17 protein-coding genes are annotated in these 26,508 nt (G+C 57.5%); 13 read left to right on the top strand and 4 right to left on the bottom strand.

Annotation, left to right across the window (positions count from 1 at the left end):
- Positions 1-30 precede the first annotated feature (30 nt).
- The 4 genes from LOY35_RS03580 to LOY35_RS03595 all read left to right on the top strand — a co-directional run bounded on the left by LOY35_RS03580 (position 31) and on the right by LOY35_RS03595 (position 9,682).
- Positions 31-7,728 (top strand): DUF637 domain-containing protein, encoded by a 7,698-nt coding sequence (locus LOY35_RS03580; protein ID WP_258630721.1) that lies wholly within the window; start codon positions 31-33, stop codon positions 7,726-7,728.
- 3 nt (positions 7,729-7,731) lie between these two features.
- Positions 7,732-8,367 carry an SMI1/KNR4 family protein gene (locus LOY35_RS03585; protein WP_258630723.1) on the top strand — a complete coding sequence of 212 codons (636 nt, stop codon included), beginning with the start codon at positions 7,732-7,734 and terminating at the stop codon, positions 8,365-8,367.
- A 689-nt stretch (positions 8,368-9,056) separates the two neighbouring features.
- Positions 9,057-9,380 carry a DUF6572 domain-containing protein gene (locus tag LOY35_RS03590; RefSeq protein ID WP_258630726.1) on the top strand — a complete coding sequence of 108 codons (324 nt, stop codon included), beginning with the start codon at positions 9,057-9,059 and terminating at the stop codon, positions 9,378-9,380.
- A gap of 101 nt (positions 9,381-9,481) precedes the next feature.
- Positions 9,482-9,682, top strand: coding sequence for a hypothetical protein (locus LOY35_RS03595; RefSeq protein WP_408981271.1), 201 nt, complete (start codon positions 9,482-9,484; stop codon positions 9,680-9,682).
- Positions 9,683-9,730: 48 nt separating this feature from the next.
- On the opposite strand, the gene LOY35_RS03600 is transcribed toward LOY35_RS03595, so the two are convergent.
- Complete coding sequence (locus LOY35_RS03600; protein ID WP_258630728.1) at positions 9,731-10,003, bottom strand: hypothetical protein; 273 nt, start codon at positions 10,001-10,003, stop codon at positions 9,731-9,733.
- Between the two features lie 560 nt (positions 10,004-10,563).
- On the opposite strand from LOY35_RS03600, the gene LOY35_RS03605 reads away from it, so the two are divergent.
- The 8 genes from LOY35_RS03605 (at position 10,564) to LOY35_RS03640 (ending at position 23,277) form a co-directional block, all read left to right on the top strand.
- Positions 10,564-15,804: a hemagglutinin repeat-containing protein gene (locus tag LOY35_RS03605; protein WP_408981245.1), complete on the top strand. Its 5,241-nt coding sequence runs from the start codon at positions 10,564-10,566 to the stop codon at positions 15,802-15,804.
- On the top strand, positions 15,801-16,133 hold the full coding sequence (locus tag LOY35_RS03610) for a hypothetical protein (RefSeq protein ID WP_258630731.1): 333 nt from the start codon (positions 15,801-15,803) through the stop codon (positions 16,131-16,133). The genes LOY35_RS03605 and LOY35_RS03610 overlap by 4 nt, the downstream gene beginning before the upstream one ends.
- Positions 16,134-16,771: 638 nt before the next feature.
- The gene (locus LOY35_RS03615) at positions 16,772-17,806 is read left to right on the top strand and encodes a hypothetical protein (protein WP_258630735.1); all 1,035 of its coding nucleotides are present in this window, start codon (positions 16,772-16,774) and stop codon (positions 17,804-17,806) included.
- A gap of 333 nt (positions 17,807-18,139) precedes the next feature.
- Positions 18,140-19,096: a tetratricopeptide repeat protein gene (locus tag LOY35_RS03620; RefSeq protein WP_258630737.1), complete on the top strand. Its 957-nt coding sequence runs from the start codon at positions 18,140-18,142 to the stop codon at positions 19,094-19,096.
- A 361-nt stretch (positions 19,097-19,457) separates the two neighbouring features.
- Entirely contained in the window at positions 19,458-19,799 is a 342-nt protein-coding gene (locus LOY35_RS03625; protein WP_258630739.1) for a DUF6124 family protein, read from the top strand.
- Between the two features lie 84 nt (positions 19,800-19,883).
- Complete coding sequence (locus tag LOY35_RS03630) at positions 19,884-21,365, top strand: leucine-rich repeat domain-containing protein (RefSeq protein ID WP_258630741.1); 1,482 nt, start codon at positions 19,884-19,886, stop codon at positions 21,363-21,365.
- A gap of 118 nt (positions 21,366-21,483) precedes the next feature.
- On the top strand, positions 21,484-22,317 hold the full coding sequence (locus LOY35_RS03635; protein ID WP_258630742.1) for an oxidoreductase: 834 nt from the start codon (positions 21,484-21,486) through the stop codon (positions 22,315-22,317).
- A gap of 21 nt (positions 22,318-22,338) precedes the next feature.
- Positions 22,339-23,277: an AraC family transcriptional regulator gene (locus LOY35_RS03640; protein ID WP_258630745.1), complete on the top strand. Its 939-nt coding sequence runs from the start codon at positions 22,339-22,341 to the stop codon at positions 23,275-23,277.
- Here the strand turns inward: LOY35_RS03640 and LOY35_RS03645 are convergent.
- Both LOY35_RS03645 and LOY35_RS03650 read right to left on the bottom strand, forming a co-directional pair.
- Positions 23,274-24,164: an EamA family transporter gene (locus tag LOY35_RS03645; protein ID WP_258630747.1), complete on the bottom strand. Its 891-nt coding sequence runs from the start codon at positions 24,162-24,164 to the stop codon at positions 23,274-23,276. The genes LOY35_RS03640 and LOY35_RS03645 overlap by 4 nt on opposite strands.
- Before the next feature lie 31 nt (positions 24,165-24,195).
- Positions 24,196-25,419, bottom strand: a complete 1,224-nt coding sequence (locus tag LOY35_RS03650; protein ID WP_258630749.1) for an MFS transporter — start codon at positions 25,417-25,419, stop codon at positions 24,196-24,198.
- Between the two features lie 155 nt (positions 25,420-25,574).
- Here LOY35_RS03650 and LOY35_RS03655 point away from each other — a divergent pair, with 155 nt between their 5' ends.
- Complete coding sequence (locus LOY35_RS03655) at positions 25,575-26,030, top strand: helix-turn-helix domain-containing protein (protein ID WP_258630750.1); 456 nt, start codon at positions 25,575-25,577, stop codon at positions 26,028-26,030.
- A gap of 55 nt (positions 26,031-26,085) precedes the next feature.
- Here the strand turns inward: LOY35_RS03655 and LOY35_RS03660 are convergent, their stop codons facing one another.
- Entirely contained in the window at positions 26,086-26,499 is a 414-nt protein-coding gene (locus LOY35_RS03660; protein ID WP_258630752.1) for a tautomerase family protein, read from the bottom strand.
- Positions 26,500-26,508 lie beyond the last annotated feature (9 nt).

Raw genomic sequence — 26,508 nt, forward strand, 5'->3', positions numbered from 1 at the left:
TTTTAAATGTTGTAACAACGAGACCTGATCATGGACGACCGCCAATACGCCTTGCTGGCCCGCCAACCTTCCGCTGCCCTGAAAAAACGCGACTCGTTCTGGGGCATGCCCAAGCGCGGCCTGGCGTTTTTGCTGGCCAACGTCATGTTCTGGCAGCCGATGTGGGCCCAGGCGGGCGGCATCGTCGTCAGTGCGCCGGGCACCAGCCTCGGCCAGGCGGGCAACGGCGTGCCCATCGTCAACATCGCCAAGCCCAACGGCAGCGGTCTGTCCCACAACCAGTTCAAGGACTACAACGTCGGCAGCAACGGCGTCATTCTCAACAACGCCACCAACCCCGCTCAATCCACGCAGTTGGGCGGGATCATCCTCGGCAACCCGAACCTCAAGGGCACGGCGGCCCGGATCATTCTCAATGAAGTCAACGGCGGCAGCCCCAGCCAGTTGCGCGGCTACACCGAAGTGGCGGGGCGGTCGGCCCACGTCATCGTCGCCAACCCCTACGGCATTACCTGTAACGGTTGCGGTTTCATCAACACCCCGAAGGCGACCCTGACCACCGGTAAACCGATCATTGAGAATGGCCGGTTGGACCGCTATCAGGTCGACCAGGGCAGCGTCACCGTCGAAGGTGCGGGCCTCAACGCCAACAACGTCGACCGCTTCGAAATCATCACCCGCAGCGCCAAGATCAACGCCGAGATCCAGGCGAAAAACCTGACCATCGTCGCCGGCCGCAACGACGTCGCCGCCACCACCCTCAACGCCACCGCCCGCGCCGATGACGGCAGCGCCAAACCGCAACTCGCCATCGATTCCTCGGCCCTGGGCGGCATGTACGCAGGCGCCATCAAACTGGTGGGCACCGAGGCTGGTGTCGGGGTGAAGCTGGACGGCAAGCTGATCGCCAGTGGCGGGGATATCCAGCTCGACGCCAATGGACACTTGAGCCTGGCCCAGACCGCTGCCGCCGGCGCAGTCAACGTCACGGCCGCCAGCCTCGACGCCCAGGGACCGGTCTACGCCGGCACCGCGTTGACCGTGAAAACCCAGGGCGACCTGACGAGCCAGAACAACCTGGTGGCCCGCGACAGTATTCGCCTGGACAGCGGCGGCACCCTCCGCAACAACGGGATCATCGAGGCTGGGGTCAATGCGGATAACACGCGCAATACCCGCGGCGACGTCACCCTCATCGCCAAACAACTGAATAACGACGGCAAAACGGTCGCTGCCAGTCGCGACCTGACGGTCACCATGACCGATACGTTGAACAACCAGGGCGGTACGCTCAGCGGGCAGAACAAGACCACCGTCACGGCCAAGGTCGTGGATAACCGCGCCAAAGGTCGCATCCTGGGCAGTAGCGAGGTGAACGTTAAGGCCGATCAAGTGCTCAACGGCAGCGGCGGCCTGATCAATAGCCAAGGCGCCTTGCAAGTGACGGCGGGCCATCTGGATAACAATGCCGGTGAACTGTCGAGCCTGAACACCGCGACACTGGTTCTCGGCAGCCTGGATAACCTCACCGGCCTGGTGATGACCGGCAAGCAGCTGGATATCAGCGCGACCGGCGCTGTCAACAACCAGGGCGGCGAACTGTCGACCCAAGGCCTGATGACCCTCAAGGCGGGGAGCCTGAACAACCGCGACAAGGGCACTGTCGCCGCCAACGGCAACCTGGTCGTGACCGCCACGAAAGGGGCGATCAAAAACGGCAACAATGGCCTGATTGCCAGCCGCAAAGCCGAGCTGAAGGTGACCGCCGCCAGCCTCGACAATGCCAAGGGCACCCTGCAAGGCAAGGGATTGGTGAAGGTCGACATTACGGGCGACATCGATAACCAGGCCGGCTCGATCATCGCCCAGGACGCGAACCTGAATGTTTTCGCCACCAACCTGGACAACCGCGGCGGTGTGCTGTCCAGCGTCAAGGCTGCGCTGGAGGCGCAGGTCAGCGGCGTGCTGAAAAACGGCCATGACCTGAATGGCCGTGGCGGCACGATCCAGGCGAAAGGCCTGACCCTCGACGCCCTCGCCGGGCTGTTCAACGACGGCGGACGCATCGCGGCGCAGGCTGGGGACGCCGTACTCAATACCGGCAGCGCCCGTTTCGACAACAGCAACGGCGGTCTCTATGCCAGTGGCAAGGTGAAGGTCGACGCGCTGAACCTGGATAACAGCAGCGGCCAGATCAGTGCCGGCCAGATCGACCTCAACCTCAACGGTGCCCTGGACAACACCAAGGGCATCATCGAAGGCGAAAGCAGCCTGGATATCCTCGCGGCCAGCCTCGTCAACCACAACGGCCAACTGCGCACTTTCGGCCGCAACAGCACCACCGTGTTCTCCATCGGCGGCCTGTTCGACAACAGCAACGGCACCCTGGAAACCGTCAGTAACGACGTCGGCTTCACCCTCGGCAGCCTGAACAACCAGAGCGGCAAGCTGCGCCACATCGGTGCCGGCGCATTCGGCCTGAACCTCACACAATTGGGCGCCGCCGGCGGCAGCCTGATGACCTACGGCACCCTGGTGCTTGAAGCCGACAGCTGGACCAACAGCACCTCGATCCAGGCCGAACACCTCACCGTCAACGTCAACCACCTGACCCAGACCGCCACCGGCCAGTTGCTCAGCGCCAACAGTTTCACCGGCACCGGGATCGACTGGCGCAACGACGGCCTGATCGGCAGCGATGGCCTGATCGATGTCCAGCTCACCGGCCAATACGCGGGCAACGGCCGCTTGAGCAGCCTGGGCACCTTGGGCCTCAAGGCTGCACTGATCGATCTTGAGAAAAACGCCAGTGTCGCCGGCGGCGGGGAAACCACCGTGCATGCCGATGGCTTGTTCAATAACCGTGGCCGCGTGACCTCGGCGGCGGGCATGAATGTCACGGCGCAGGGCATCAATAACCAGGGCACTCTGGGCGGTGCCGGGTTGCTGAGCGTTGGCACCGGTGCATTGCGCAACGAAAACGGCCTGATCTTCAGCGGTGCCGACATGGCCCTGAAGGTCGACAGCCTGACCAACCTCAACGCCGACATCTACAGCCTGGGCAACCTGAGCATCGACCGCGATGGCCTGGGTACTTTCGCCTCCAGCATCGTCAACAGCTCCGGCTCGCTGCAAAGCGAAGGCAACATGAGCCTGGCGGCCAGCACGATTGAAAACGTGCGAACCCTATTGACCACCAACGACGCCGGCATCTACACCGCGTCGATCCGCGAGGTCGCCTGCCGGGAAGGCGTCAATGCCGGGGACTGTGAGGGCGGCAAGCAAAACCATGTCTGGCAGATTATCCAGCGAGACAAGTTCGAAGTGACTGAGGCCAGTGCCGGGTCCAGCATCACCACCGGCGGCAACCTGAATATCCAGGCCAAGAGCCTGAGCAACCGCAGCAGCACCATCGGCGCGGCTGGTTCCCTCATCGCCAAGCTCGATAGCCTGGATAACGTCGGTATCGAAACCCACGACACCGAAACCTCGCGCACCTTCATGTCCGAGCGCACGCGCAGCCCCGGCGGCTGGCGTACCTTCGCCAATAACTTCACCAACAAATACTGGTTCCAGAGCCCCGGCTACAACACGGCTAACCTCGGCAGCCTGGAAGCCGACATGAGCCGCTTCATCGGCACGACCGAGCGCGAACTACTGCAATTCGGCAGCAGCCGGGCCCTGTCTCACGATACCCAGACCTACGCCGCCATCATGCAGTCCGGCGGCCCCGTCGATGTTCGCGTCCAGGGCGTCGCCGACAGCAGAGTCATCCGTGGTGGCTACAACTACGTCGGCGCCGGCCCGCGTACCGACACCGGCGCCGATGGAAAAATCTCAACCCGCATCACCGTCAACCAACAGCTCTCACCTGACCTCGCCCAACAGCAGGTCAACCCGGTAACCCTGCCCGGCTTCGACCTGCCCACCGGCCAGAACGGCCTGTTCCGCCTGAACCAAGGCACCGGCACTCCGACCCAAGGCAGCGGCCTGAATCAAGTGCGCGGCCTGCCGGACCGCTCGTTCCAGGCCAACCCGCAAAAATACCTGATCGAAACCAACCCGGCGCTGACCGACATGCGCCGGTTCATGAGCTCGGATTACCTGCTGTCCAACCTCGGCTACGATCCGGACGACGCCGCCAAGCGCCTGGGCGACGGTTTCTACGAACAACGCCTGATCCAGCAAGCCGTCATCGCCCGCACCGGCCAGCGTTTCCTCGACGGCCAGACCTCCGATGAAGGCATGTTCAAGTACCTGATGAACAACGCCATCGCCAGCAAGGACGCCCTCAACCTGTCCTTGGGCGTAAGCCTGACCGGCGAACAGGTCGCGGCGCTGACCCACGACATCGTCTGGATGGAAACCCAGACGGTGAACGGCCAGCAGGTGCTGGTGCCGGTGCTTTACCTGGCGAACGCCAACCATCGGCTGGCGCCGAATGGAGCGCTGATCCAGGGCAGCGACGTCACGTTGATTGCCGGTAAGAACCTGAACAACGCCGGGACGTTGCGGGCGTCGAATAACCTGGTTGCCACGGCTAATGACAGCCTGGTCAACAGTGGGTTGTTGGAGGCGGGGAATCGGCTGGATGCGTTGGCGAGTAATGATCTGACTAACCGGGCTGGTGGGGTTATTTCTGGCCGGGATGTGAATGTTGTTGCCCTGACTGGCGATGTGATCAACGAGCGCACCGTCACCACTCACGAAAGCAGCAGCGGCTATCGCACCGAGCGCACCGACTTCATCGACAGCGCCGCTCGTATCGAGGCCGCCAACAACCTCACCGTCGGCGCCGGGCGCGACATCAACAATGTTGGCGGTGTGCTGAAAAGTGGCAACGACACCATTCTCGACGCCAAACGCGACGTCAATCTCGTCGCCGCCGAACGCATCACCAGCGGCACCCGCGGTCGTCATCGCGACGAAGACATCAAGCAATACGGCTCCAGCCTTGAGGCCGGTCGCGACCTGACCGCCAACGCCGGACGCGACCTCAACGTCGTCGCCAGCCAGATCGATGCCAAACGCGACATCGCCATGGCAGCCGCAGGGAACTTGACCCTGGCTTCGGCGGCGGATGAACAGCACTCCTACAGCAAGAGCAAGAAGGTCACCCGTCAGGAAGATCACGTCGATCAGGTGTCTTCGACCGTGACTGCTGGGGGCAGCGTTGCGCTGAGTGCCGGACAGGATCTGACGCTGGTGTCCAGCAAGGTGAAGGCTGAGAAGGAAGCCTATCTGGTGGCAGGGCGCAAGCTTGAGCTGTTGGCTGCGCAGAACTACCACTATTCGCTGTATGACATGAAGAAGAAGGGCGGATGGGGGAGTAAGAAGACACAGCGTGATGAGGTGACCGATGTAAAGCATATCGGTAGTGAGATCACTGCCGGGGGCGATTTGATATTGCTCAGTGGGGGTGATCAGCGTTATCAGGCGGCCAAACTGACAAGTGGAAATGACCTGACATTGCAGAGTGACGGCTCGATTACCTTTGAGGGCGTCAAGAACCTTAGTCAGGAAAGCCACACAAAGAGCGATTCCAGCCTGGCCTGGAACTCGATGAAGGGTAAAGGTCACACCGACGAAACCCTGATTCAGAGCCAGTTGCAGGCTCATGGGAGCTTGGCAATCAAAGCCGCCGACGGCTTGCACATCGACGTTAAGCACATCAATCAGAAAACCGTTAGCCAGACCATCGACGCCATGGTCAAGGCTGATCCGAAACTGGCGTGGCTCAAGGAGGCCGAGCAGCGTGGCGATGTGGATTGGCGGTTGATCAAAGAGACTCACGAGTCGTTTAAGTACAGCCATTCGAGCCTGGGGCAGGGCGCGATGCTGGCGATCATTATCATCGTTACCGTGCTAACGGCCGGCACAGCAACTGCGGCGACAGTGGGCGCATCTGCCAGCGCGGCAGCTTCCGGAGCGGCAGCGGCAGCAGGTGCATCGACTGCAACGGTAGCGACTGTAGGTGCTGCTGCATCGGCCGCAGCAACAGCGAGTTTTTCAGCTGCCGTGGCGCAAACGGCGGTCAGCGCGATCAATAACAAGGGTGATTTAGGCGCGACCTTCAAGGATGTCTTCTCATCAGAAAGCCTGAAGGGCTATGTTATTGCTGGGGTCACGGCCGGTTTTACCAAGGGCGTTATCGACCCCGCGCTTGGTGGCAATACAGTGCCGTTCAATAACCTCACAAAAGGTTTTGATTTAAATACGCTTCAAGGCGTTGGTGGTTTTGCACTGCATGCCGGGGCTCAAGGTGTTGCGAGCGGTGTCATCAAAACAGCCATCAATGGAGGAAGTTTCGGCGAGAACATCGGTGACGGGTTGATTTATCAGGCGGGTAACGTCGCAGCCGCCACAACATTCAACTTTGTCGGTGGTTATGCGCAAGACCATTGGCAGGCCGCGAAGAACTCCGGTGATGTTACGGGCATGGCCATGTGGGCCGAAGGTGGCGTTGCTCGTACTGCCATGCACGCATTGGCGGGAGGGGCGATTTCCAGCGCAACGGGTGGAGACTTCAAGACCGGCGCTATCGCGGCAGGTGCCAGTCAAGCCATGGCTCAAGCTCTCAACACCACCTTCGATACACAACCTGATCTACGGCAGGCGTTTTCTCAGGTTGTCGGTTTGACGGCCGCCGGACTTGCTGGCGGTGACGTCGAGAAAGCCTCATGGGTTGCGTTGATGGCTGACGAATACAACCGTCAGCTTCACCAGAAAGAAACAGTTGCGCTTGAAAAGCTGCAAAAGGAATCACCAGAAAAAGCGTATGAACTTAAAGCTGCTGCGTGTGCTTTGGTTCATTGCTCTGCTTCGGTTCCTGTGGATGATCCTCACTACCAAGACGTTAAAGCACTTGAAGCGGACGGGAAGGGTTTCCAGGATGCTCAGGGTAAGCTTTTCGCTACCGGTGCCTTCGACGAATATTCGAGCTGGGATCGAGTCAATGATGATCTGCTGCTTAATGATAAGGAAGCCAGGGAATCAGCCCTCACGAGCCGAGCGGTAATCGGCGCGATGACTGCCGCCGCAGGATTTGGCGGCGCAATAGCCGGCACGCCGGCTTGTGTCACCGGTGTCGGTTGCGCTATACCAGCCTTCTCCGGTTTAGCAGGTGCGGCGGCGTTTGCTGATGGGTGGCAGGCCACCGGACAGCTGTTTGCTCCCTACGACTACACTCAAGGAAGCAAGGTTCTTGCGTCTTTCAGCAGTGCTACCTACCCAGGTGACGTAAACCCGCTTCGTGACTATGGAACCGAGGCCGCCAAGGCTGCGTTGGAAATAGCGCTGCTCAAGGGGGTGGGGAAGTATCTGGATGGAAGTGGGGCTTCGGTCCTGGTTTCGGGGGTTAAGGGGGGTGGGACAAAAGGGGTAGGTGCCGCTGAAAGTGATGTCGAAAAGGTTGTAATAGTCAGCAAAAGCCGCTTCCCTGAGTCAGCACAACACATTGAAGACGCTATTGACGCGGGTAAGCCTGACACTCTGACCATAGATCGCACGAATACGGCGTCAAATAGGCGTGATTCCTTGCGCGGTATTGAAACCAAACCAGGTCTTGACCGTGATGAGTATCCACCTGCAATGTTTCAAGAAGGTGGTCAAGGGGCCTCTGTAAGACATATCAGCCCTAGCGACAACCGTGGGGCTGGTGCTTGTATTGGTGCTCAATGTAGAGGGTTGCCAAACGGAACGAAAGTTCGAATAGACGTGGTGGATTAGAATATGGCTAGTTTGGATAAATTGTTATTGAACGCAAGTTCATCTTTGAGCGAGCATGAGCCGGAAATGTTAGGGCAATTGCGTGGATTGGGAGGAGCTTTAGCTGATCAACTTTTGGGCATGCTGTGTCAGCGGAATGGCTTTTATGCTCTAGAAAGCGCTTTGCATGTATTTCCAACACACTCTAGCCAGAGCGAAATTGGTATTTGTGATTGGAACGAGAGTGCTCTGTGGCGTAGCGGCTACAAAGGCCTGGCCGATGGTTGTCTTTTTTTTGCTGAAGATATTTTTGGTGGGCAGTTCTGCATTAAAGATAGCAAGGTCTATATTTTTGACCCAGAAACAGGCTCGTTAGAGTACTTGGCTGATGATATTGAAAGCTGGGCGCAAATGCTCCTCAGTGATTATGAGGTACTTACGGGCTATCCGTTAGCGCACCAATGGCAAAAGCAGAACGGTCAGCTCCCTGCCGGGAAACGTTTGTTACCTAAGGTTCCGTTCGTACTGGGTGGTGAGTTTGTGCTGGATAATTTGTATATGGCTGATGCTGTAGAGGGGATGAGATTTAGAGCTGATATAGCCAGTCAAATTAAAGAACTGCCGGACGGTGCCCAGATTAGATTAAATATTGACAGATGATTTTTGATGGCTGGTAACAGATTTATATAAAGTCATACTCGATCTGACACCGGCCTCGTGCCGGTGTTGTTTTATCTGGCTTTTGATTTTTCGACTTTTATTTAGCTGTCTGCTTATTCCTTCCCTTTACTCGCTGGCCCTGCTTTATGGGCAACCGCCGCGGGATTTGGCGACGCAATAGCCAGCACGCCGGCTTGTGTCACCGGTGTCGGTTGCGCTATACCAGCCTTGTCCGGTTTGGGAGGTGCGGCGGCGTTTGTGGGGCTTCGGTCCTGGTTTCGGGGGGTAGGGGGGAGGCAAAAGGTGCAATCGGCCTTGCGGGGGAGAGCACAATAAAGGGTGTATCCAGTCAGCTAGTTAAAAATAAAGCTGCTGGAGATGCCTTTGAAGCACAAGTTATGGAGACGCTTCAAGAAACGCAGGTCGGAGTAGTTCAGCAGGTGACCGTCAAAACTCAAAGTGGAACTAAAACCCGAATTGATTTGATGGGTAGGGACGTAGATGGAAATATTGTTTGTACAGAATGCAAGGCGTCGGAAACGGCGCCACTGACAAAAAATCAAAAAATAGCTTTTCCTGAGAGTCAAGAGTCAGGCGCAGTTGTTGTAGGTAAAGGGAAGCCGGGGTTTCCAGGAGGCACTAAAATTCCGCCTACAACGGTGAATGTGGTTAGACCCTAAGGAGACTGTATGTCAATTGAACAAGCTGGTGTTATTGATGCCATGGGTGTTGATAAAGAGACAGGGAAGGTTTTTCTGACAATAAGTGATCATTTAGAGTGGGATGATGAACATTTATTGCTGCTTCAGGAAAAGCTTAATTTATATCTTGGTTTTATTGAGGGTGGGGAGTTGCTTGAGGTATACCCTGATTCAAAAGGTCGTGAGGTTGTTATAAGCGTTATTTGTAAGTGTTCCCCAAATGCAACGGGTAAGGAGTTTTTAAGTAGAGTTGGATCTATAGTGAAAGAGGCCGGGGTTGGATTTGTTTATCGGGTTTCTGAGTTTGGTTGACGGGAGAGGTGGCACCTATCCCGTTGTCGGTGCTGATGTATATGCGAGGAAACGAACACCCCCAGGGACAGCCCACGATTATGAGCTGACTGGAAATTGGCTTGTCTTTAATCGTAGTCTCCTATCGTTATGCCGAGCGGGGTGTTTATGCGTGTGGTCCGCTGAGTTCTACCTTCAAGCCAGCGACGCAAAAGGTTTACCTGGTGGAGTTCGTGATCATCGAGGCAGGTTGTGAGCAGCACGTCTACGATGTCACTCAGCCGCAGGAGCGTATTCCCGTCGCGAGCGCATCAGGCCTCTGATTCGATTTGTGAACGCGAAGCGGGCGACCCACAAGTCGCCCGTTTTCATTACTCCGCTGCCTGTGCTCGCAAGCGCCTGCCAATAACATCCATCACATCACACCCATCGCGCAACGATACCGTAAGCATCTTGCAGAAATCAGAAAGCACTACGGTGTCGGAGCTGATATCGGAACGAAAAGCGATGTTCTCCAACACCTGAGTTACGGTGCGAATACGGTAGTCGGCAGTTTCGAAGAGGACGTCGAGTGGGGCTTCGGTGTCGATGAGTAAGGTTGCGGGAACGCAGTCGATACCGGTAATGGGCATGTATCGTTTCATGTTTTAAGTCTCGGTCAATGGTAGTGGAGCCCATCACCCATCTATCGTCGCCAAACGAATGGGTGACAGCTGTACGCAGGTTGGCGAACCGGGACCGAGTTCCGGCAGACCCGAAGGTCTCCCGCGCACAACTGCCATAAAGCAGCGGTACGGATACGAAAATTCCTGCAAGTAAGCGGGAAGCTTTCGCACACGGTCAACGGATCGCCAAATCCGATCGCCATTTGGGCGACGGGCGGACTATAGACTTCATCCTTCTGGTGCTGCAAGGCGCTTGTTTCTGAGCGGCGCGTAGGATTTTTATGAAGAGGACCGCAGGTAGTCGTCCACCTTGGTCTTGAGCATAAACCTCACCAATGAACGTCGGCGCCGGCCCGCGTACCGACACCGGCGCCGATGGAAAAATCTCTACCCGCATCACCGTCAACCAACAGCTCTCACCCGACCTGGCCCAACAGCAGGTCAACCCGGTCACCCTGCCCGGCTTCGATCTGCCAACCGGCCAGAACGGCCTGTTCCGCCTGAACCAAGGCACCGGCACCCCGACCCAAGGCAGCGGCCTGAATCAAGTGCGCGGCCTGCCGGACCGCTCGTTCCAGGCCAACCCGCAAAAGTACCTGATCGAAACCAACCCGGCGCTGACCGACATGCGCCGGTTCATGAGCTCGGATTACCTGCTGTCCAACCTCGGCTACGATCCGGACGACGCCGCCAAGCGCCTGGGCGACGGTTTCTACGAACAACGCCTGATCCAGCAAGCCGTCATCGCCCGCACCGGCCAGCGTTTCCTCGACGGCCAGACCTCCGATGAAGGCATGTTCAAGTACCTGATGAACAACGCCATCGCCAGCAAGGACGCCCTCAACCTGTCCTTGGGCGTAAGCCTGACCGGCGAACAGGTCGCGGCGCTGACCCACGACATCGTCTGGATGGAAACCCAGACGGTGAACGGCCAGCAGGTGCTGGTGCCGGTGCTTTACCTGGCGAACGCCAACCATCGGCTGGCGCCGAATGGGGCATTGATCCAGGGCAGCGACGTCACGTTGATTGCCGGTAAGAACCTGAACAACGCCGGGACGTTGCGGGCGTCGAATAACCTGGTTGCCACGGCTAATGACAGCCTGGTCAACAGTGGGTTGTTGGAGGCGGGGAATCGGCTGGATGCGTTGGCGAGTAATGATCTGACTAACCGGGCTGGTGGGGTTATCGTCGGCCGGGATGTCGGTGTTGTTGCGCTCGCGGGTGATGTGACCAACGAGAGGACTGTCACCCGTCATGCCAGCGGCACGGGCTACAAGACTGAGCAGCGGGATTTCGTCGACAGCGCGGCGCGGATCGAGGCGAGTCATGACCTGAGCGTGGGTACCGGGCGCGATCTCAAAAACGTGGGCGGTGTGTTGAAGAGTGGTAATGACAGCACCTTGCGCGCTGCCCGGGATTTGAAGATTACGGCTGCCGAGCAATCAAGTAGCCATACCCACGGTGCCAAGCATCGCGATTCGAACATTACCCAGTATGGCTCCAGCGTCTCTGTAGGGCGCGATCTCCAAGCCACTGCGGGTGCCGACCTAAAAACGGCCGCGAGCGAAATCGACGTCAAGCGAAACGTGGCCATGGTGGCCACGAACAATCTGACTTTGGGGGTTGCGGCTAATGAGCAGCACTCCTTTGGCCAGAGCAAGAAGGTCAAGAGCATCGAGGACCATGTCCAGCAGGTGTCCACCACGCTCAACGCGGGCGGGGATGTGACCTTGAGCGCGGGACAAGACCTGGCGCTGGTGGCGAGTACGGTCAGCGCGGGGAATGAGGCCTATTTGGTGGCGGGCAAAAACCTGGCCCTCAAGACCGCTGAAGATCAGGACTACAGCTTCTATAGCAAGACCAAGAAGACTTCGACGAGCAAGAAGTTCCGCCTCGATGAAACGCAGAGCACCACCAATGTCGGCAGTCTGGTCAGCTCCGGTGGCAACAACACATTGGTAGCGGGCGAAAACCTATTGCTGGCGGGCAGCGCCGTAACGGCCGAAAAAGGCGCAGCGAAACTGGTCGCGGGTAACGATGTTCAGGTACTCGCCGCGACGGACTCCGACAGCGCTCGTCATGAGCGCAAGCAAAGCAAAAGCAGTTGGGGTGGGTTCAAGTCGAGCAAGATCCAGGACAAGGTCGACGAGAAACGCACCACTGCGGTGGGCAGCATGGTTTCTGGCGAGACGGTCACCGTTGCGGGCGGACAGGATGTGAAAGTCACAGGCTCGTCCCTGGTCAGTACCGGTGACCTGAGCGTGCAGGCCGGGCGCGACCTGACCATCGACGCGGCGCGGAGCACCTTCTCGCGTACCGATATGCACAAGGAAAAGAATCGTGACCTGACTGGAGTGCTGACGGGGAACAAGCTGGGCCTGGATGACATGACGGGCAATCAGCATCTGTTCATCAACCGTCAGAAGCACAATGGTACGGCTGATGAAACTACCTTGACGGGTAGTACGGTGGGTTCAAGCGAGGGCAGCATCGATCTGTCTGCCGGACGCGACCTCAGTGTGGTAGCCAGCGATCTGGTCAGCACCAAGAACACCACCCTCTCGGGCTCCAACGTCACCTTGGCTGCCGGTATGGAAACTGCCAGCCAGCGCACCACCGATAAGTCCAGCAGCCTTGCCGTGGGACGTGTAGTGGGCGGGATGATTGTCGATACGGTAAAGAGCATTCGGGACAACGCAAAGGCTGCGCGGAAAGCTGATGATGGCCGTCTGAAGGCTGTGAAGGGTGCACAAGCGCTGATGGCGCTCAACGGCATGGGTGATCGGGTTGACGATCTTTCAGCGGCCGCTAGTGGCAGCCCAAATAGCAGCGGCGCCGTGTTCAAGATCGGCACGGAACTGGCTAATACCCATAGCAAGAGCAGTACTCGATACGACAGCACCACCGCCAAACAGACCACCGTCAACAGCGGCGGCAATTTGCTCATCGTTGCATCGGGCCAGGCTGCCGGAACCGCCGGGAATATCCATGTTATCGGCAGTAAGCTGAAGGCGGCCGATACGCTGCTGCTGGCCAAGAACGACATCACGTTCGAGAGTGCACAGAACACCGAAGATCGTGAGAACCATAGCAGCAACAACAAGACCGCCATCGGGGCCAGCTTCAACATCGGCTCGCAGAACGGTTTCACCCTCGACCTCGGGGCCCAGCTCGCCAAAGGTAAGGGGAGCGGTCACGACGTCACGCAGGTCAACAGCACCCTGGATACGGGTTCGCTGAAACTGCAGAGCGGAAATGACACGACCCTGGCTGGCGCACAGATCCATGCCGACAGCATCCTGGCATTGGTTGGCGGCGACCTGAACATCACCTCGCGGCAAGACACGTCCGAGCACAAGAACAAGCAAACCAGCGGCGGCTTTGGTGCCAGCATCTGTGTACCGCCGTTCTGCTACGGCGAAACGGTGACGGCGACCGCCAACATCGCCGCCAGCAACATGAACAGCAAGTACGAGGCGGTGACTGATCAGAGCGGTCTGTTCGCCGGCAAGGATGGCTACAACATCACCGTGGGCAAGAACACCGTGCTGCAAGGCGCGGTGATTGCCAGCGAGGCCACGGCCGACAAGAACAGCTTGAGCACGGACAGACTGATCGTCAGCGACATCAAGAACGTCAGTGAAATCAAGAGCCAGTCCGCGGGCTTCAACGCTTCTTATGGCAGCGGTTATGGCGATTTGAAGCCAGGTACCACCTTTGGTGGCAGCGTGCCGCTGTCGCTCAAGGATTCCGACCACAGCACCACGCGCAGTGCTGTCAGCGAGGGCACGATCACCGTCCGCAATGCGGCCGGGGTCAATGACCTCGTGGGGTTGAGCCGAGATACCGACAACGCCAATTCGCGGTTGGACCGTCCAGATGAAAAAGCGATGGAGGAGCGGATCGAGCTGATCCAAAGCACCGTTGCTTTATCCAAGACGGTCATCTCCGAGGTCGCCAGCGCGCAGCAACAGGCCGCGAGTGAAAGGGCTCGAACCGCGTCGACCGAGCAAGAACGCAATGCTGCGATTGCCGATGCCAAGAGTTGGGATGTGGGCGGTGACAAGCGTTTCATGGCTGATATTGCCGCGGGCTTGATTGCAGCGGGTCTGGGCGGCGTTGGGGGTAGTACGGCGTTGGGGGTTGTGGCTAACACCACAGCCGCCGACACATACAAGAAAATTGGCGACTACGCCGACCAGCAATTGGCAGAAGCGACGCGCCAGAAAGACAAAACACTTCAGACCGCCTGGGGTGAGGGCGGTGCTGCGCGCGTCTTGCTCCATAGCTTGGCCGGCGCTGCACAAGGCTTGTCCAGCGGCACCGCCGCCGGGGGCGCACTGAGTGCCGGTACTTCGGCGGCCATCATGCCGGCCCTGGACAAGGTGCTTAAAGACAGCGGTGTAGGTGTTGACAGCCGAGATGCCTTCGATGTCTTGCTGGCGGCAGGCTTGGGGGCGGCGGTAGGCAAAGGCGGCATCGCACAGGCTAGCGGCGCGACCATTGCGAGTAACGTGGAAAGATACAACCGCCAGGTCCATCCCACTGAAGCGCGCTTGATCGAGCAGGAAGCGCCGGTTCTGGCTGCCCGTCTAGGCATCAGTCAGGCCGAGGCCGAGCAGCGGATGGCGCGAGCGTTTGCGTTTTATATAGGTGAGGACTGGAACAAGACGATTGGTGGAACGGACAACCAGTTTGATGCTGTCACATTGGAGTATCTGGGCAAAGCATTGGCGCCGTTGGCTGGACGGTATGACACCACAGTTGGAGCTCTGGAGAACGACAATAAGGGTTATACCTCCAGCGAAACGTTGGCCCTGATAAAGAACTACAACAAGACGCACTCATCGGAATTCAAGAATGCCGATATCAATATTGCTTATCTCGGTGACCCCGACTCGTATGGCACCACTGATCTGGTTAATTTCTACAAACTGAATCTTGATTTCAGCGACAGAAAGAACGGGGCGTTTGATGGAGCCAAAGGATCGCTCGCCGGTTTGGGTACAAGCCTGTGGTCCACCGTTCAATCAATGGCTTCGATGGGGAACGACCTTCTTACGGGCCACGTGCTGGAGGTTGCGAACAACGCGCTGGATCCATTTATAGAGCCACAGGACTTCGTTGGTGGCTGGATGGTCAACCAGGATGGCCAGGACTTTGTCCTCAAGCTGCAAAACAACAGCTACGGTCAGGCGCTGCGAACGACGAAGAATACCCTTGACCTAGCTACGTTGATGATTCCTGGGCCTGGCGAAGTGGGAGCGGTGGGGAAGGTCGCTGAGGTGGGGCAGTTTGAGGCCAAGCTTGCGCAGCAGTTGGAGATTTTTAATACTCTTGGTGCGGAAGGAAAAATACCTAAGACTGAAAAATACTTCAGAGTCGAAGGTGGTGGTGCTGGCAATGCAACAAGTCAATATCGCATCACGGCGAACGCCGATGGAAGCATTAGCATCAATCCTGGCTGCGTCGGGCAGCTTTGTGTAAGCGTTGGAAACGCCGATCATGCCAACTATTATTTAACCAATAGGCGTCAAGACGGCTCTGTAGTTGTGTTTGATGTGGATGCTAATCTCCATAGGGAAATTATGGCTAATGCGATACCGCAGGAACCGATCCCAGGTATCCCACGAGATCCATCGGCACCTAAAATCGTAGATCCTAGTAAGCCAGGTACTGCTCTGGAACTCCCTAAAATGTGGGAGTCGTTGCTTGAGAAAAACTCGAGTAACGCTCGTGTCTACTCTCAAGAGGCGTTTTTGAAGGAGTTTGGAAAATGAATTTTGATCAAAAACTGCTTGAAGATTTACGGGATGGAGAAAAAAGCATTTGTTTTTTTGTTAATGAAGGGGTGTGCTATTGGGTTTTGGATTATAAATATAACTTCTCGCTTGATGCGGAAAAAAATTACCTTGGGTATTTAGATAAAGGTTATATAACGCCGGAGCAATATGCACAATCGTGCGAGCAGTTTAGAGGGGGGGTTTTAAAGCTGACGTCCGATAATTTTCTGCAGTATGTGAGCGGCGTTAGTGACGGTGTGCTAGCTAGTGATGATCTTCAGCGGATCCTTGATGTAGGTGGGGTTGCAACGCAGCGAAACTGTTAAAACGAGTTGAGGAGTATTATTTGTCAGGAGCGGGGCTGGATGCAGATGATTTTAAAAATGCTGGGCTGTTAGCATCTAGATTGCCGATGTTTTATATTAATTTTGATAGAAAAATATACATGCATATGGATAGTGGCCGATTTCATGAGGAGCTTGCCTATTCAGACTGGTTTTCCAAGTTTTCAGATTTTAATTTTTTAATACCTGATAGGGAGCGATATTGGGTTAGTGGTGGAGATTATTGGAAGTTGAGGTTTGTCCAGAATCCTTGAGAGAAAGGGCTGATTTATTTATTTTGCTTAAGTGGTAAATAAATCTACCTCTTTCTTCGGGGGTGTGAATATTGCACTTGCTGCTGGGGTGTCTAGATGACGAATGAACTGAGAAAGAAAAGTTATTGAGCTCTGTAAGTTAGATATTCCATGGGTAAAAAATTGAGTGCGGCTCTGGATGGGCTTATTTGAATTGGCTTCCTGTAGCAGAGCTATTCGGGGGCGTTTTTTTAAAGGGGCACATCAAAGCTTCCGGGATAGATGGTGGAACAATGATTGGAGAGGGAGCGAGCTTGTTTTTTAGGGTTTGATAAATCGGCATCTTTTTTTGATTTTTGTCGGATTAATGACAAGCATGGAGCAAACGTGAAAAAAACTACCCTGCTATTACTGAGTCTCGTCCTGACATTGGTAGGCTGCAAATCCAACGTCCGAGACTCTTCCCCCACCCTGCTCAAAAACGGCATCCAGTTCCAACAAAATAAAGTGACCGCCGACGACCAGCACGCCAAGGTCATCATGAAAGCGACAGGCACTGTCATCCCGGTAGAGTTTTCTATCCGACGCGCAGCGGACCCAGACCAGCGCATGGACGTGCAGGGAATCGTGGTGGATTCCGGTCGCGGCAAAGTCTTCGGCTGGATTGCCAAGCTTAACGAAGCGGCCCACAGCGCGACCCTGAAGCACTTTCCTCAGCTGGAGGTACTAGCTGATCCCGATCAGCCATTCAAGGTATCGGGTTACGCCAGTGGTGAGAGTATCAACCGTGGTGACCGCTGTGGCCCGGTCAGCACCACGTTCACGCCAGAGAAAAGCAAGGTTTATCTGGTGGAGTTTCAGTCCGCTGGGGGTGGTTGTGAACTGCATGTCTATGACACCACGCAGCCTCAGGAACGTATCCCTGTAGTCGTTAACTCACAGGACGATGGCTTCGCCAATGCCGTGCCGGGGTGCAAGTCGGCAACTACCTCGGTCAACAATCAGTCCGTTATAACAAATTTCTGCATCAAGTCCATTGTGCTTCAGCCTTCGCAATATCGCGTTAGCGTCAACGGCCAAACCGTTTTCAGTGGCACGGATTACGAGCGAGTTGATTTCACAAAACCCGTTAAGGAAGGAGTCGCAAGCGGCAGTTGTGATGAAATAGTCGAAGCGCAGGCGGGCACTCCGTCAAAGCCTGTGGCCTTAAAAGATTTGCCCGCTGATTTAGTGGCGGGGTGTCACGTTACTGCTGATGCGGAGGGCCGCTCCCAGCCCTTCAACAAGGACGCAGCCTGCGATAAGGTTTTCTACAAGGCCATGGCTCCACTGTTAGGTAAGGTGATTGCCGTCGAAGTTGCACGGCAGTGTACGGTGAAAATAGGCGCGCAGGCTGTCTTTGACGACCGTTTCAACTTTTGATTTGTGTAACTAGGTAGCAGAGGGCAATGAGTTAGATTTATTTGCTAGGTTGCAAATAAATCTGCTCCTTTTAGCTGTGCTGTTGAATTTGGCTGGGCTTTTACTCAGTCGATCAAGGTCTGACTTAAATTGTTTTCCCAAGCTGCCCAGGCGGCGTCCTTGGCAGAGGAGTACTTGCAGAGGATGACTCAGGGGCAGACCACGATTATGAGATGGCTGGAAGTCTGCTCGTCTTTATTCGTGGTCTGTTCCTGATAATCCCTGACCGCTCAGGGCCAGTCCTTGTTTATCTCCATGAACAAACCACATTATGCGTATGGAAACGGAAGCCGCATGACCAGAAATATTGCAGCAATCGGCCTGACGGTCCTTCTTGGCGGTTGCCAGAGTCTGGAAGGCCTGGGGGAGAGGACGGTCGGGTACCTTAAGGCGACCCGCACCACGCCGATGGAGCGTTATCTCACTAAAACGCACAATCCTGATGTGCCGCTTGGCTCATTCGGTTACCCGCAGGAGGACAGCCAAGGCGAGGCCTGCTACTTCACCAGGTATTACAAAACCGTTCCGCCCGCACGTTTACAATTCGTCATGGTTGCCAGTGACGGTGGCAATGCGATTTGCCAGCATGTGCTAGGGACGTTTTATGAAAGCGGAAACGGCGTTCCTCGCGACCCTATCAAAGCCAAGGCGCTCTACCAGCAAGCGGCACCGACCGATCCATATGCTTATGTGGAGCTCGGGCGCATGGCTCGGGACGGAATTGATGAACCGGTCGATGCCGTGAAGGCTCGGGACTACTACAGCCGGGCGGGCGTAGCCGGTGTGGTGGAACTGGGGAAGCTGATGGAGCGGGGTGAGGGCGGTGTGCAAGATTTGCCGGGCGCTTTGAAGCTGTACATTGATGCTACCCAAAAATATGGCGATCCTGCCTGGAAGGCAGCTCGACTGCTTCTAGTCCGAGGGATGGAGCTCGATGCTGAGCAGATGCAGAAATACAACCAACTATGGGCCCGCGGGCTTGCAGACGTCCAGCATTCCAAGTTGCGGTTTTCGCGGGCAGTCAGGGAACTCCGTCAAGCCGGTCAGACGTGGACGGTCAAGGTTCTTTATAGGTTCTCGACTGGGCGCCCCAACCCAGAGGTTTACTTGGCCAAAAGTTGTGGTGATCCAAATGTCGACACCATCGTGGTGTCTGCGTTGAGGGACGTGGCCATGAAAGATCCCTATCTGACGCCGGTGGATCAGGAAACATTAGACTTCATGGCGCCTATCGTTCTATTCCCGCGTTAATGGTTCGTATGAAATGGTCGACTCAAAGAGAACGAAACACTTTGTATAAAGACCTTTCCCATTGACTTGCAGGACATTTCCTAGAAAATCCCAACCCCTTGCGCCTGCCGTTTTCGGTGCCTAGTCTTCATCCACCGCTGCCCATTCAGCGGTCGGGTTTAGCAGCTCGGAAGTTACGTTAGGCGCATGGCAATCATCATGAGTGCGGGCAGTTTTACGTCCGAATCCTCATGGCGGCTGTGCGCAGGGCATCCTCGGGTGCGCCGGTTTCCTAACGTACCGGTCTGCTAACCTGCGCACGGCTGCCACCCACTCGTTTAGCAGCGAACGTGGCGGCTTCCACCTACGTTAGGAGCACCCCATGGACAAACTCATCCCAGACCCACCCGTCCCACCACTGCATCTGGACATCGCTGCCGACGCCAACGCCGAGCGCGTCATCGATTCCTACCTGAACCCCAAACCCGCCCAACCCGACGAGAAACCATCCCCCGACCAGCTCTTCACCATCGTGGATGGCGTCGATGCCGAAAGCCTGTTGGCCAACCTCAGCGAAACCCTGGCTTCCGCCAATGCCATGGCCGGTGACTTGGCGTTCGACCTGGAAGGTTCTCGGCGGCATTTTGCCCTGGGGCTGCAGCAGTTGATCGAGCTGGGCCAGCTCCTGGCAAACCGGGCACTGGATACCGTCGATCCTCGATAGAAACTTAAAGTTTGGGTTTGGTCGATGATCAAACCCGTTTTTTGCGGCAGCATACGCAACCTGCTCACTTCGGACGCATAGACCGTGCAGACCCTCAACCGCAGTGCCCTGATCGCCCAACTCGCCACCGCACCCGATGACATTGCCGCGCGTGCCGCGCTTTACCGCGATCTGCTTGAGACGGCGGAGGTTTCGCTGGAGGGGTTGCGCGTTGCCGCCGGCCTCTGCGATCCGGCCGCCATGGCCGTGATTGCCCAGTTGAACACCTCGCCTCACAGGAATCGCCCCGGCCCCTTGTTGTCGCAGCTTCGCGGACTGCCGGTGGACCATGTGGAGCTGGACAACGCCGAGCCACACTGGCTTGACGCCCTGGCCGGGCTGCCGTTGCGCACGCTGGTACTCAACGGCCCGAGGTTCAGTTGCGGTCCGGATATATGGCGGCGTTTGCCGGGCGTTGCCCTGGAACATCTGGAGATCAGCAGCTTTGCCCGCGACGATGACGCGACCAGTCTGCCGTCACTCGAACGGCTGCGCTGCCTCAAGTTGGACACCTACGGCGAAGACTTCGACGACAATTTCCTCAGGCAACTGGGCGGCAGCAGGCTGCAAGAGTTGTCATTGAACAGTTGCGATGACCTCACGGACGACGGCCTTCGGGCGCTGTCGTCGTTCAAGTTGCGCTCACTCACCTTGAAATGCGCCGGAGAGCTGACTTCAGCGGGAATGCGGCACTTGTGCGCGCATCCACTCGAACAACTGACCATCAGCTCAAGCGGCGCCATCTTGCAGGATCCTTCCTGGCTTGCCGATATGACGGCTTTGCGCTCGCTGAGCCTCGATGACTGCTACGCCTCGGACAGCCTGCTCGATGCCATCCGCGAGCTGCCGATCGAACGGCTTTCGTTGCATTCCGCGTACCTCTGCGAGGACGACTTCGAGGGACTCGAAGGCATGCCGCTTGCCGATCTGGATCTCAAATGCTCACGCCAGGTGATCGAGCGCCTGGACGTGCTGCACGGGTTTCCACTCAAGCATCTGGGGCTTTCCGATGTGCAAGGCATCGACGCGCAGACATTGCGTGATCTGGAGGGGCTCGGCCTGGAATCGCTGGACCTGTCGTTGAACGGGGTGAGCTGGAAGATGCTGAAGCAACTGGCCGGCCTGCCGCTGAAGCGGCTGAGTCTCAGTTTCTGTCAGGGCATGGATGGCAAGACATTGCGCAAGCTGACCGAGCTGGGCCTGCCGTTGGAGCAACTTGAAATCAGTGGCCTGAACCTGCGTGATGCCGACCTGGCTTGTCTGCGTGACATGCCGCTGCGACGTCTCGGCTTATATGAAAGCCCGTGGCTGACCGACGCCGGCGTCGCCCATCTTGCGGGGCTGCCGTTGCGGGACCTGACCCTTGAGGCGGGGCCGGGGGAGTCGCAGCTCACGTCAGCCATGGTGTCGGTGCTGGAGCGGTTGCCGTTGGAGAGGTTGTCGTTGCGCAATGGCTCGGGGATCAGCGTAGAGGGGTGGGATCGCTTGGCACGGTTGTCGGCCTACGTGAGTGGGCCTGGTATTTGATGCTCGTACTTTAAATCCGGGCCTCGATAGAAATAGGCAAGGCTCCCAGGCAAACCGGCATAGGTGCCCCATTTCTTGATAGCTACCATAACCCCGTACCTATCGATTGGAGCTCGCCATGCACAACAGTAAAACCCTATTCATCACGGGCGTGAGCAGTGGCTTCGGCAACGCCCTGGCCCGGGAGGCACTTGCAGCGGGTCACCGTGTCATCGGAACCGTGCGCAGTGAGGCGGCCTTGCAGGCCTTTGAAGCGCTTTCAGCGGATCGTGCCCACGGCGTTATCCTGGATGTCACGGACTTCGACCGGATCGACAGCGTTGTCGCGGCGACGGAGGCCGCTCATGGTCCGGTCGATGTGTTGGTCAACAATGCCGGCTACGGGCATGAAGGTATTCTCGAAGAGTCGCCACTGGAGGAGATGCGGCGTCAGTTCGACGTCAATGTGTTCGGCGCAGTGGCGGTGATCAAGGCGTTCTTGCCTTATTTCCGTACGCGGCGTGCCGGTCACATTCTCAATATCACTTCGATGGGTGGCACTATCACGATGCCGGGAATCGCTTACTACTGCGGGAGCAAGTTCGCCCTAGAGGGCATCTCCGATACGCTGAGCCAGGAACTGCGACCGTTCAACATCTTCGTCACAGCCGTCGCGCCCGGCTCGTTCCGAACGGATTGGGCAGGTCGTTCGATGCGCCGCACGGAGCGTAGCATTGACGACTACGACGCCAGTTTCGATCCGGTACGCAGGGCACGCGAGGAGAAAAGCGGTAAGCAGCTCGGCGATCCGCAGAAGGCTGCGCAAGCGATGCTGCAAGTGATTGCCAGCCCGACGCCACCTGCGCACCTGTTGTTGGGCAGCGATGCGCTGAGCCTGGTGCGGGCCAAGTTGAGCCGTGCGGCCAACGAGATTGATCAATGGGAAGCGCTCACCCGTTCGACCGACGGTTGACCGGCAAGCAGGAGGATGTCGATGACTGAGGCCGACTCACGCACTTCGCGCATGGTGCAGTTGATGGAAAAACTGGCGCCGGTCGAGGGCTACAATCTCAGCGCGCTGGAGGACATCCGTTTCCTGCGTTCGAACCGGCCGCTGGCGCGTACGCCGGTGTTGTATGACCCCGGTATCGTGATCCTCTGCCAGGGCCGCAAGCGCGGTTATCTGGGCGATGACGTCTACGTCTACGACGCCCAGCACTATCTGGTGGTGTCGGTTCCCGTGCCATTTACTATGGAAACCGACGCCAGCGAAGCCGAGCCCATGCTGGCGGTCTACATGCGCCTCGACTTGCAACTGGCCAGCGAGTTGATGTTGCAGGTCGACGAAGCCCTCGGCCCAAGCGATGCCCCGCCCAAGGGCATGTACGCCTCGCCCATGGACGATCAGTTGTGTGCCTCGACACTACGTTTTCTTGAGGCCATGAGCCATCCGGGCGAAGCGCAGATACTCGGGCCGTCGCTGATACGGGAGATCTACTACCGCATCCTGACCGGCGAGCAAGGAGGCTCGATGCGCGCCGCGTTGAGTCGCCAAGGGCACTTCGGCCAGATCACCCGCGCGATCCGGAAAATCCACAGTTGCTACGCGGAACGCCTCAGCGTCGAGGTGCTTGCCCGGGAAGCCAACATGAGCGTGCCCACCTTTTACCTGCACTTTCGCAACGTGACGGACGCCTCACCCATGCAGTACTTGAAGTCGACGCGCCTGCATCAAGCGAGGCTGCTGATGCTGCGCAACGCGATGAGCGCTTCGACGGCGGCGTTCAACGTCGGCTACGAAAGCGCCTCGCAGTTCAGTCGTGAGTTCAAGCGCCTGTTCGGTCGGGCGCCCCAGGCTGAGATCGAATGGATGAAGGCGACTTATGCCTTGCCGGCGCCGTCCGGGTCGTCCGGTTATGTTTCGTCGCATTAGCGTGGGCTCGGAACGGCAAACATGGCGTTGAAAATACGCTGTCCATAAAGACCCACGGCCAAGCCGAGCACGATCAGCACCACCGCCAGCACTTTGTTCAACGGCACACTTTCGTGGAAGACGAAGACCGAACCGAGCATCCCGAAAATCGGCACCAGCAACGACAATGGCGCCACCGTGGACACCGGGTAGGTCTTGAGCAACGAGTTCCATATCCAATAGGCGAACAGGGTATTGGGGTAGACCTGGAACAGAATCGACAGCACGGCGGTCGTGTCTACTTGCTGGATGAATGAGCTATAGCCGGCGCTGCCGTTGATCACATAGTCGAGGGCGAACAACGGGATCGGTGCGAAGGCGCTGGACCAGACCAGAAAGCCGAAGACATCCCGAGTACTGGCCTTCTTGTTGATGATGTTGGCGACACTCCATGAGGCTGCGCCAACCAACACCAGAAACACCCCCGGCAGGCTGACCGAACCGTCGCTGATCATGATGATGCACAAGAGCCCGCCGAGGGCGATCAGCATGCCCAGCACTTGGAAACGGGTCAGTGCTTCCTTGAACACCCATCCGCCTAGCAGCAGGGTAAAGAACGCGCTGAATTGCAGGATCAGGGAGGCGATGCCTGCCGAGAGTCCAGCCTTGATGCCCAGGTTGACCACCCCCCACAGGCCGATGCCGAACACCAGTCCGTAACCGATGAGGTAGCGCCAGGGCACATCGGGCTTGCGGATGAAGAAGATCGCCGGCAGCGCACAAAGGCTGAAACGGATGCCCGCCAGGATGAACGGATCCACGGTGGCCAACCCCAGTTTGATCACAGAGAAATTGATTCCCCAGATTGCCGTGATCAGTACAGCCAACGCTAAGTGCCATGGTTTCATTGATGATTCGCCTTGATGAAGGTGAGCGTTGTCACGCTGACGTCAGCTGCAAGTACAGCCAATACAACAGGGCCACGCCGCTGATGGCCGCGCCCAACAGGCAAACGCTCACCCAACCGAAGTGTGCGTAAGTGTAAGTGGCAGCAATCGCGCCCAAACCGCTGCCGACTGAGTAAAAGCACATGTAGGCCCCCACCAGGCGGCTTTGCGCATCGGGCCGCGCCGCGAAGATCAGGCTCTGGTTGGTCACATGAACGGTTTGCACGGCGAAGTCCAGCAGGACGACCCCGACCACCATGCCCAGCAATGAGCTTTCAACCAACGCGGTGGGCAACCACGACAAGGTCAATAACCCTAGAGCAATGCCTGTGGTGCGATTGCCGAGCCCTTGGTCGGCCAATCTCCCTGCGCGTGCCGCGGCCAGGGCTCCCGCCACTCCGGCCAGACCGAACAAGCCGATCTGGGTATGTGAAAGCGACAGTGGCGGCGCGCTCAGCGGCAGCACCATGGCGGTCCACAGCACGCTGAATGCCGCGAATATGAGCAAGGCAAAGGTGCCTCTGACGCGCAGCGTCCGCTCTGTCCGGTACAACCGCAACACCGAGCGCAGCAACTGCCAGTAGCTACCCCTGGCCGGCGATGTTGCCGATGCCGGCATGGTTCGGTACAGCAGCCATGCCATGCCCACCATCAACACTGCCGACCCGAAGTAGACACCCCGCCATCCGGCCAGGTCGGCGACTACGCCAGAGACGAAGCGGGCGAGGAGGATGCCCAGGACCACGCCACTGGTCACGGTGCCGATGGCCTCGCCGCGCTGGTCCGGGCTCGCCAGGGAGGCGGCATAGGCGACCAACGCCTGCACCACGACGGCCATCAGGCCGACCAGTACCATCGCGCCGAGCAGCATGCCCCAACTTTGCGCCAGCCCTACCGCGCACAAGGCCACGGCCGACAGCAACAGCTGCGTCAGAATGAGTTTCTTGCGATTCAGCAGATCGCCCAAGGGCACGATGAACAGCAGGCCTACCGCATAGCCCACCTGAGTCGCCGTGACTACCACACCGACAGTGCCGGGTTGAACCGACAGGCTGGTGGCCATCGACTCCAGCAGCGGCTGTGCGAAATAGACATTGGCCACAGCCATCGCGCAGGTGACGGCGAAGAGAAGTGTCTGATGACGGCTGAGGGTGGCTGCACCTGCCCGAGGGAGCTGTGTGCTGGCTCCTACTGTTCTTTCGGCTTCGACGTCCATGTTCCAAGGCCTCTCAGCTTAAACGTCTTCTTTAGGCTGGTTTCAAAACAAAACCGATTCGTTGTTTTCTAACAAACCAGGTTTTAATATGCAACCAGTTTTTCCGGCGCTAGAGCGTCCTCATCAACATGTTGTCCAGGAAGGTGGGAGAGATCATGGCCAGACAGGCACTGCTGGCGCAGAGCGAATGCCCCGTGGCGCGGACCCTTGAAGCCATCGGAGATCGTTGGGCGCTGATGATCATCCGCGACGCTTTCGATGATGTTCGACGCTTCAGCGAGTTCCAGAAACGCCTTGGCCTTGCCAAGAACATCCTGGCGGTAAAACTCAAGATGTTGGTCGAGTTGGGGATATTCGAAGTCCAACCGGCGTCCGACGGCAGCGCCTACAAGGAATATGTACTCACCGAGATGGGGCGCTCCGTGTTTCCCATTGTGGTGAGCATGCGCCAGTGGGGAGAGCGCTTCCTCTTCAACAAGGGCGAGCATTATTCGGTGCTGCTGGACAACGACTCGTCGGAGCCAGTCGAGACCATCACGGTCCGTTCAAAGGCGGGCAGGGTATTGGCTGCGCAAGATTGTCACCGTCGGGTCGTCAAGCGGAATACCTGACCGGCCAAGCCCCTGAGGCAATCGCGTCCGTCAGAGAGGGCAACCGAACCCGCCCCTACACGACAGAGGCATCGCCGGTTTGCTGCACCAACGCCATCGCAAACTTGCCCAGGCCCACCGACCAGTCCGAATAGTCGTTCTCATGCATGAAGATGAAAACATCCTGCGGACGAACCTGCGCTTGAGCGCCAAGATGGTCAGCGATTTTTTTGTACAGGTCCCGTTTCATGGCGTCACTGCGCCCCCTGCGCATCGTGATCTCAATCACGACGAGCTTGTCTGAACGAGCGACGCCATTAAAGGTGCGGCTGTAGAAGAACTGCTCCGGATCATAGTCGGTGACCAGGTTGAACAGTTCATCCTCGGGCATGCCGATGCTCTCGACCAGCGCTTGATGAATGCCATCGACGATGAGTTGGCGTTGCTGCTGGCTGGTGCCCTTGATGACGGCTGTTCGAACGAATGGCATGTGAGGCTC

The organism is Pseudomonas sp. B21-028 (assembly GCF_024749045.1).
Classification (GTDB): Bacteria; Pseudomonadota; Gammaproteobacteria; order Pseudomonadales; family Pseudomonadaceae; genus Aquipseudomonas.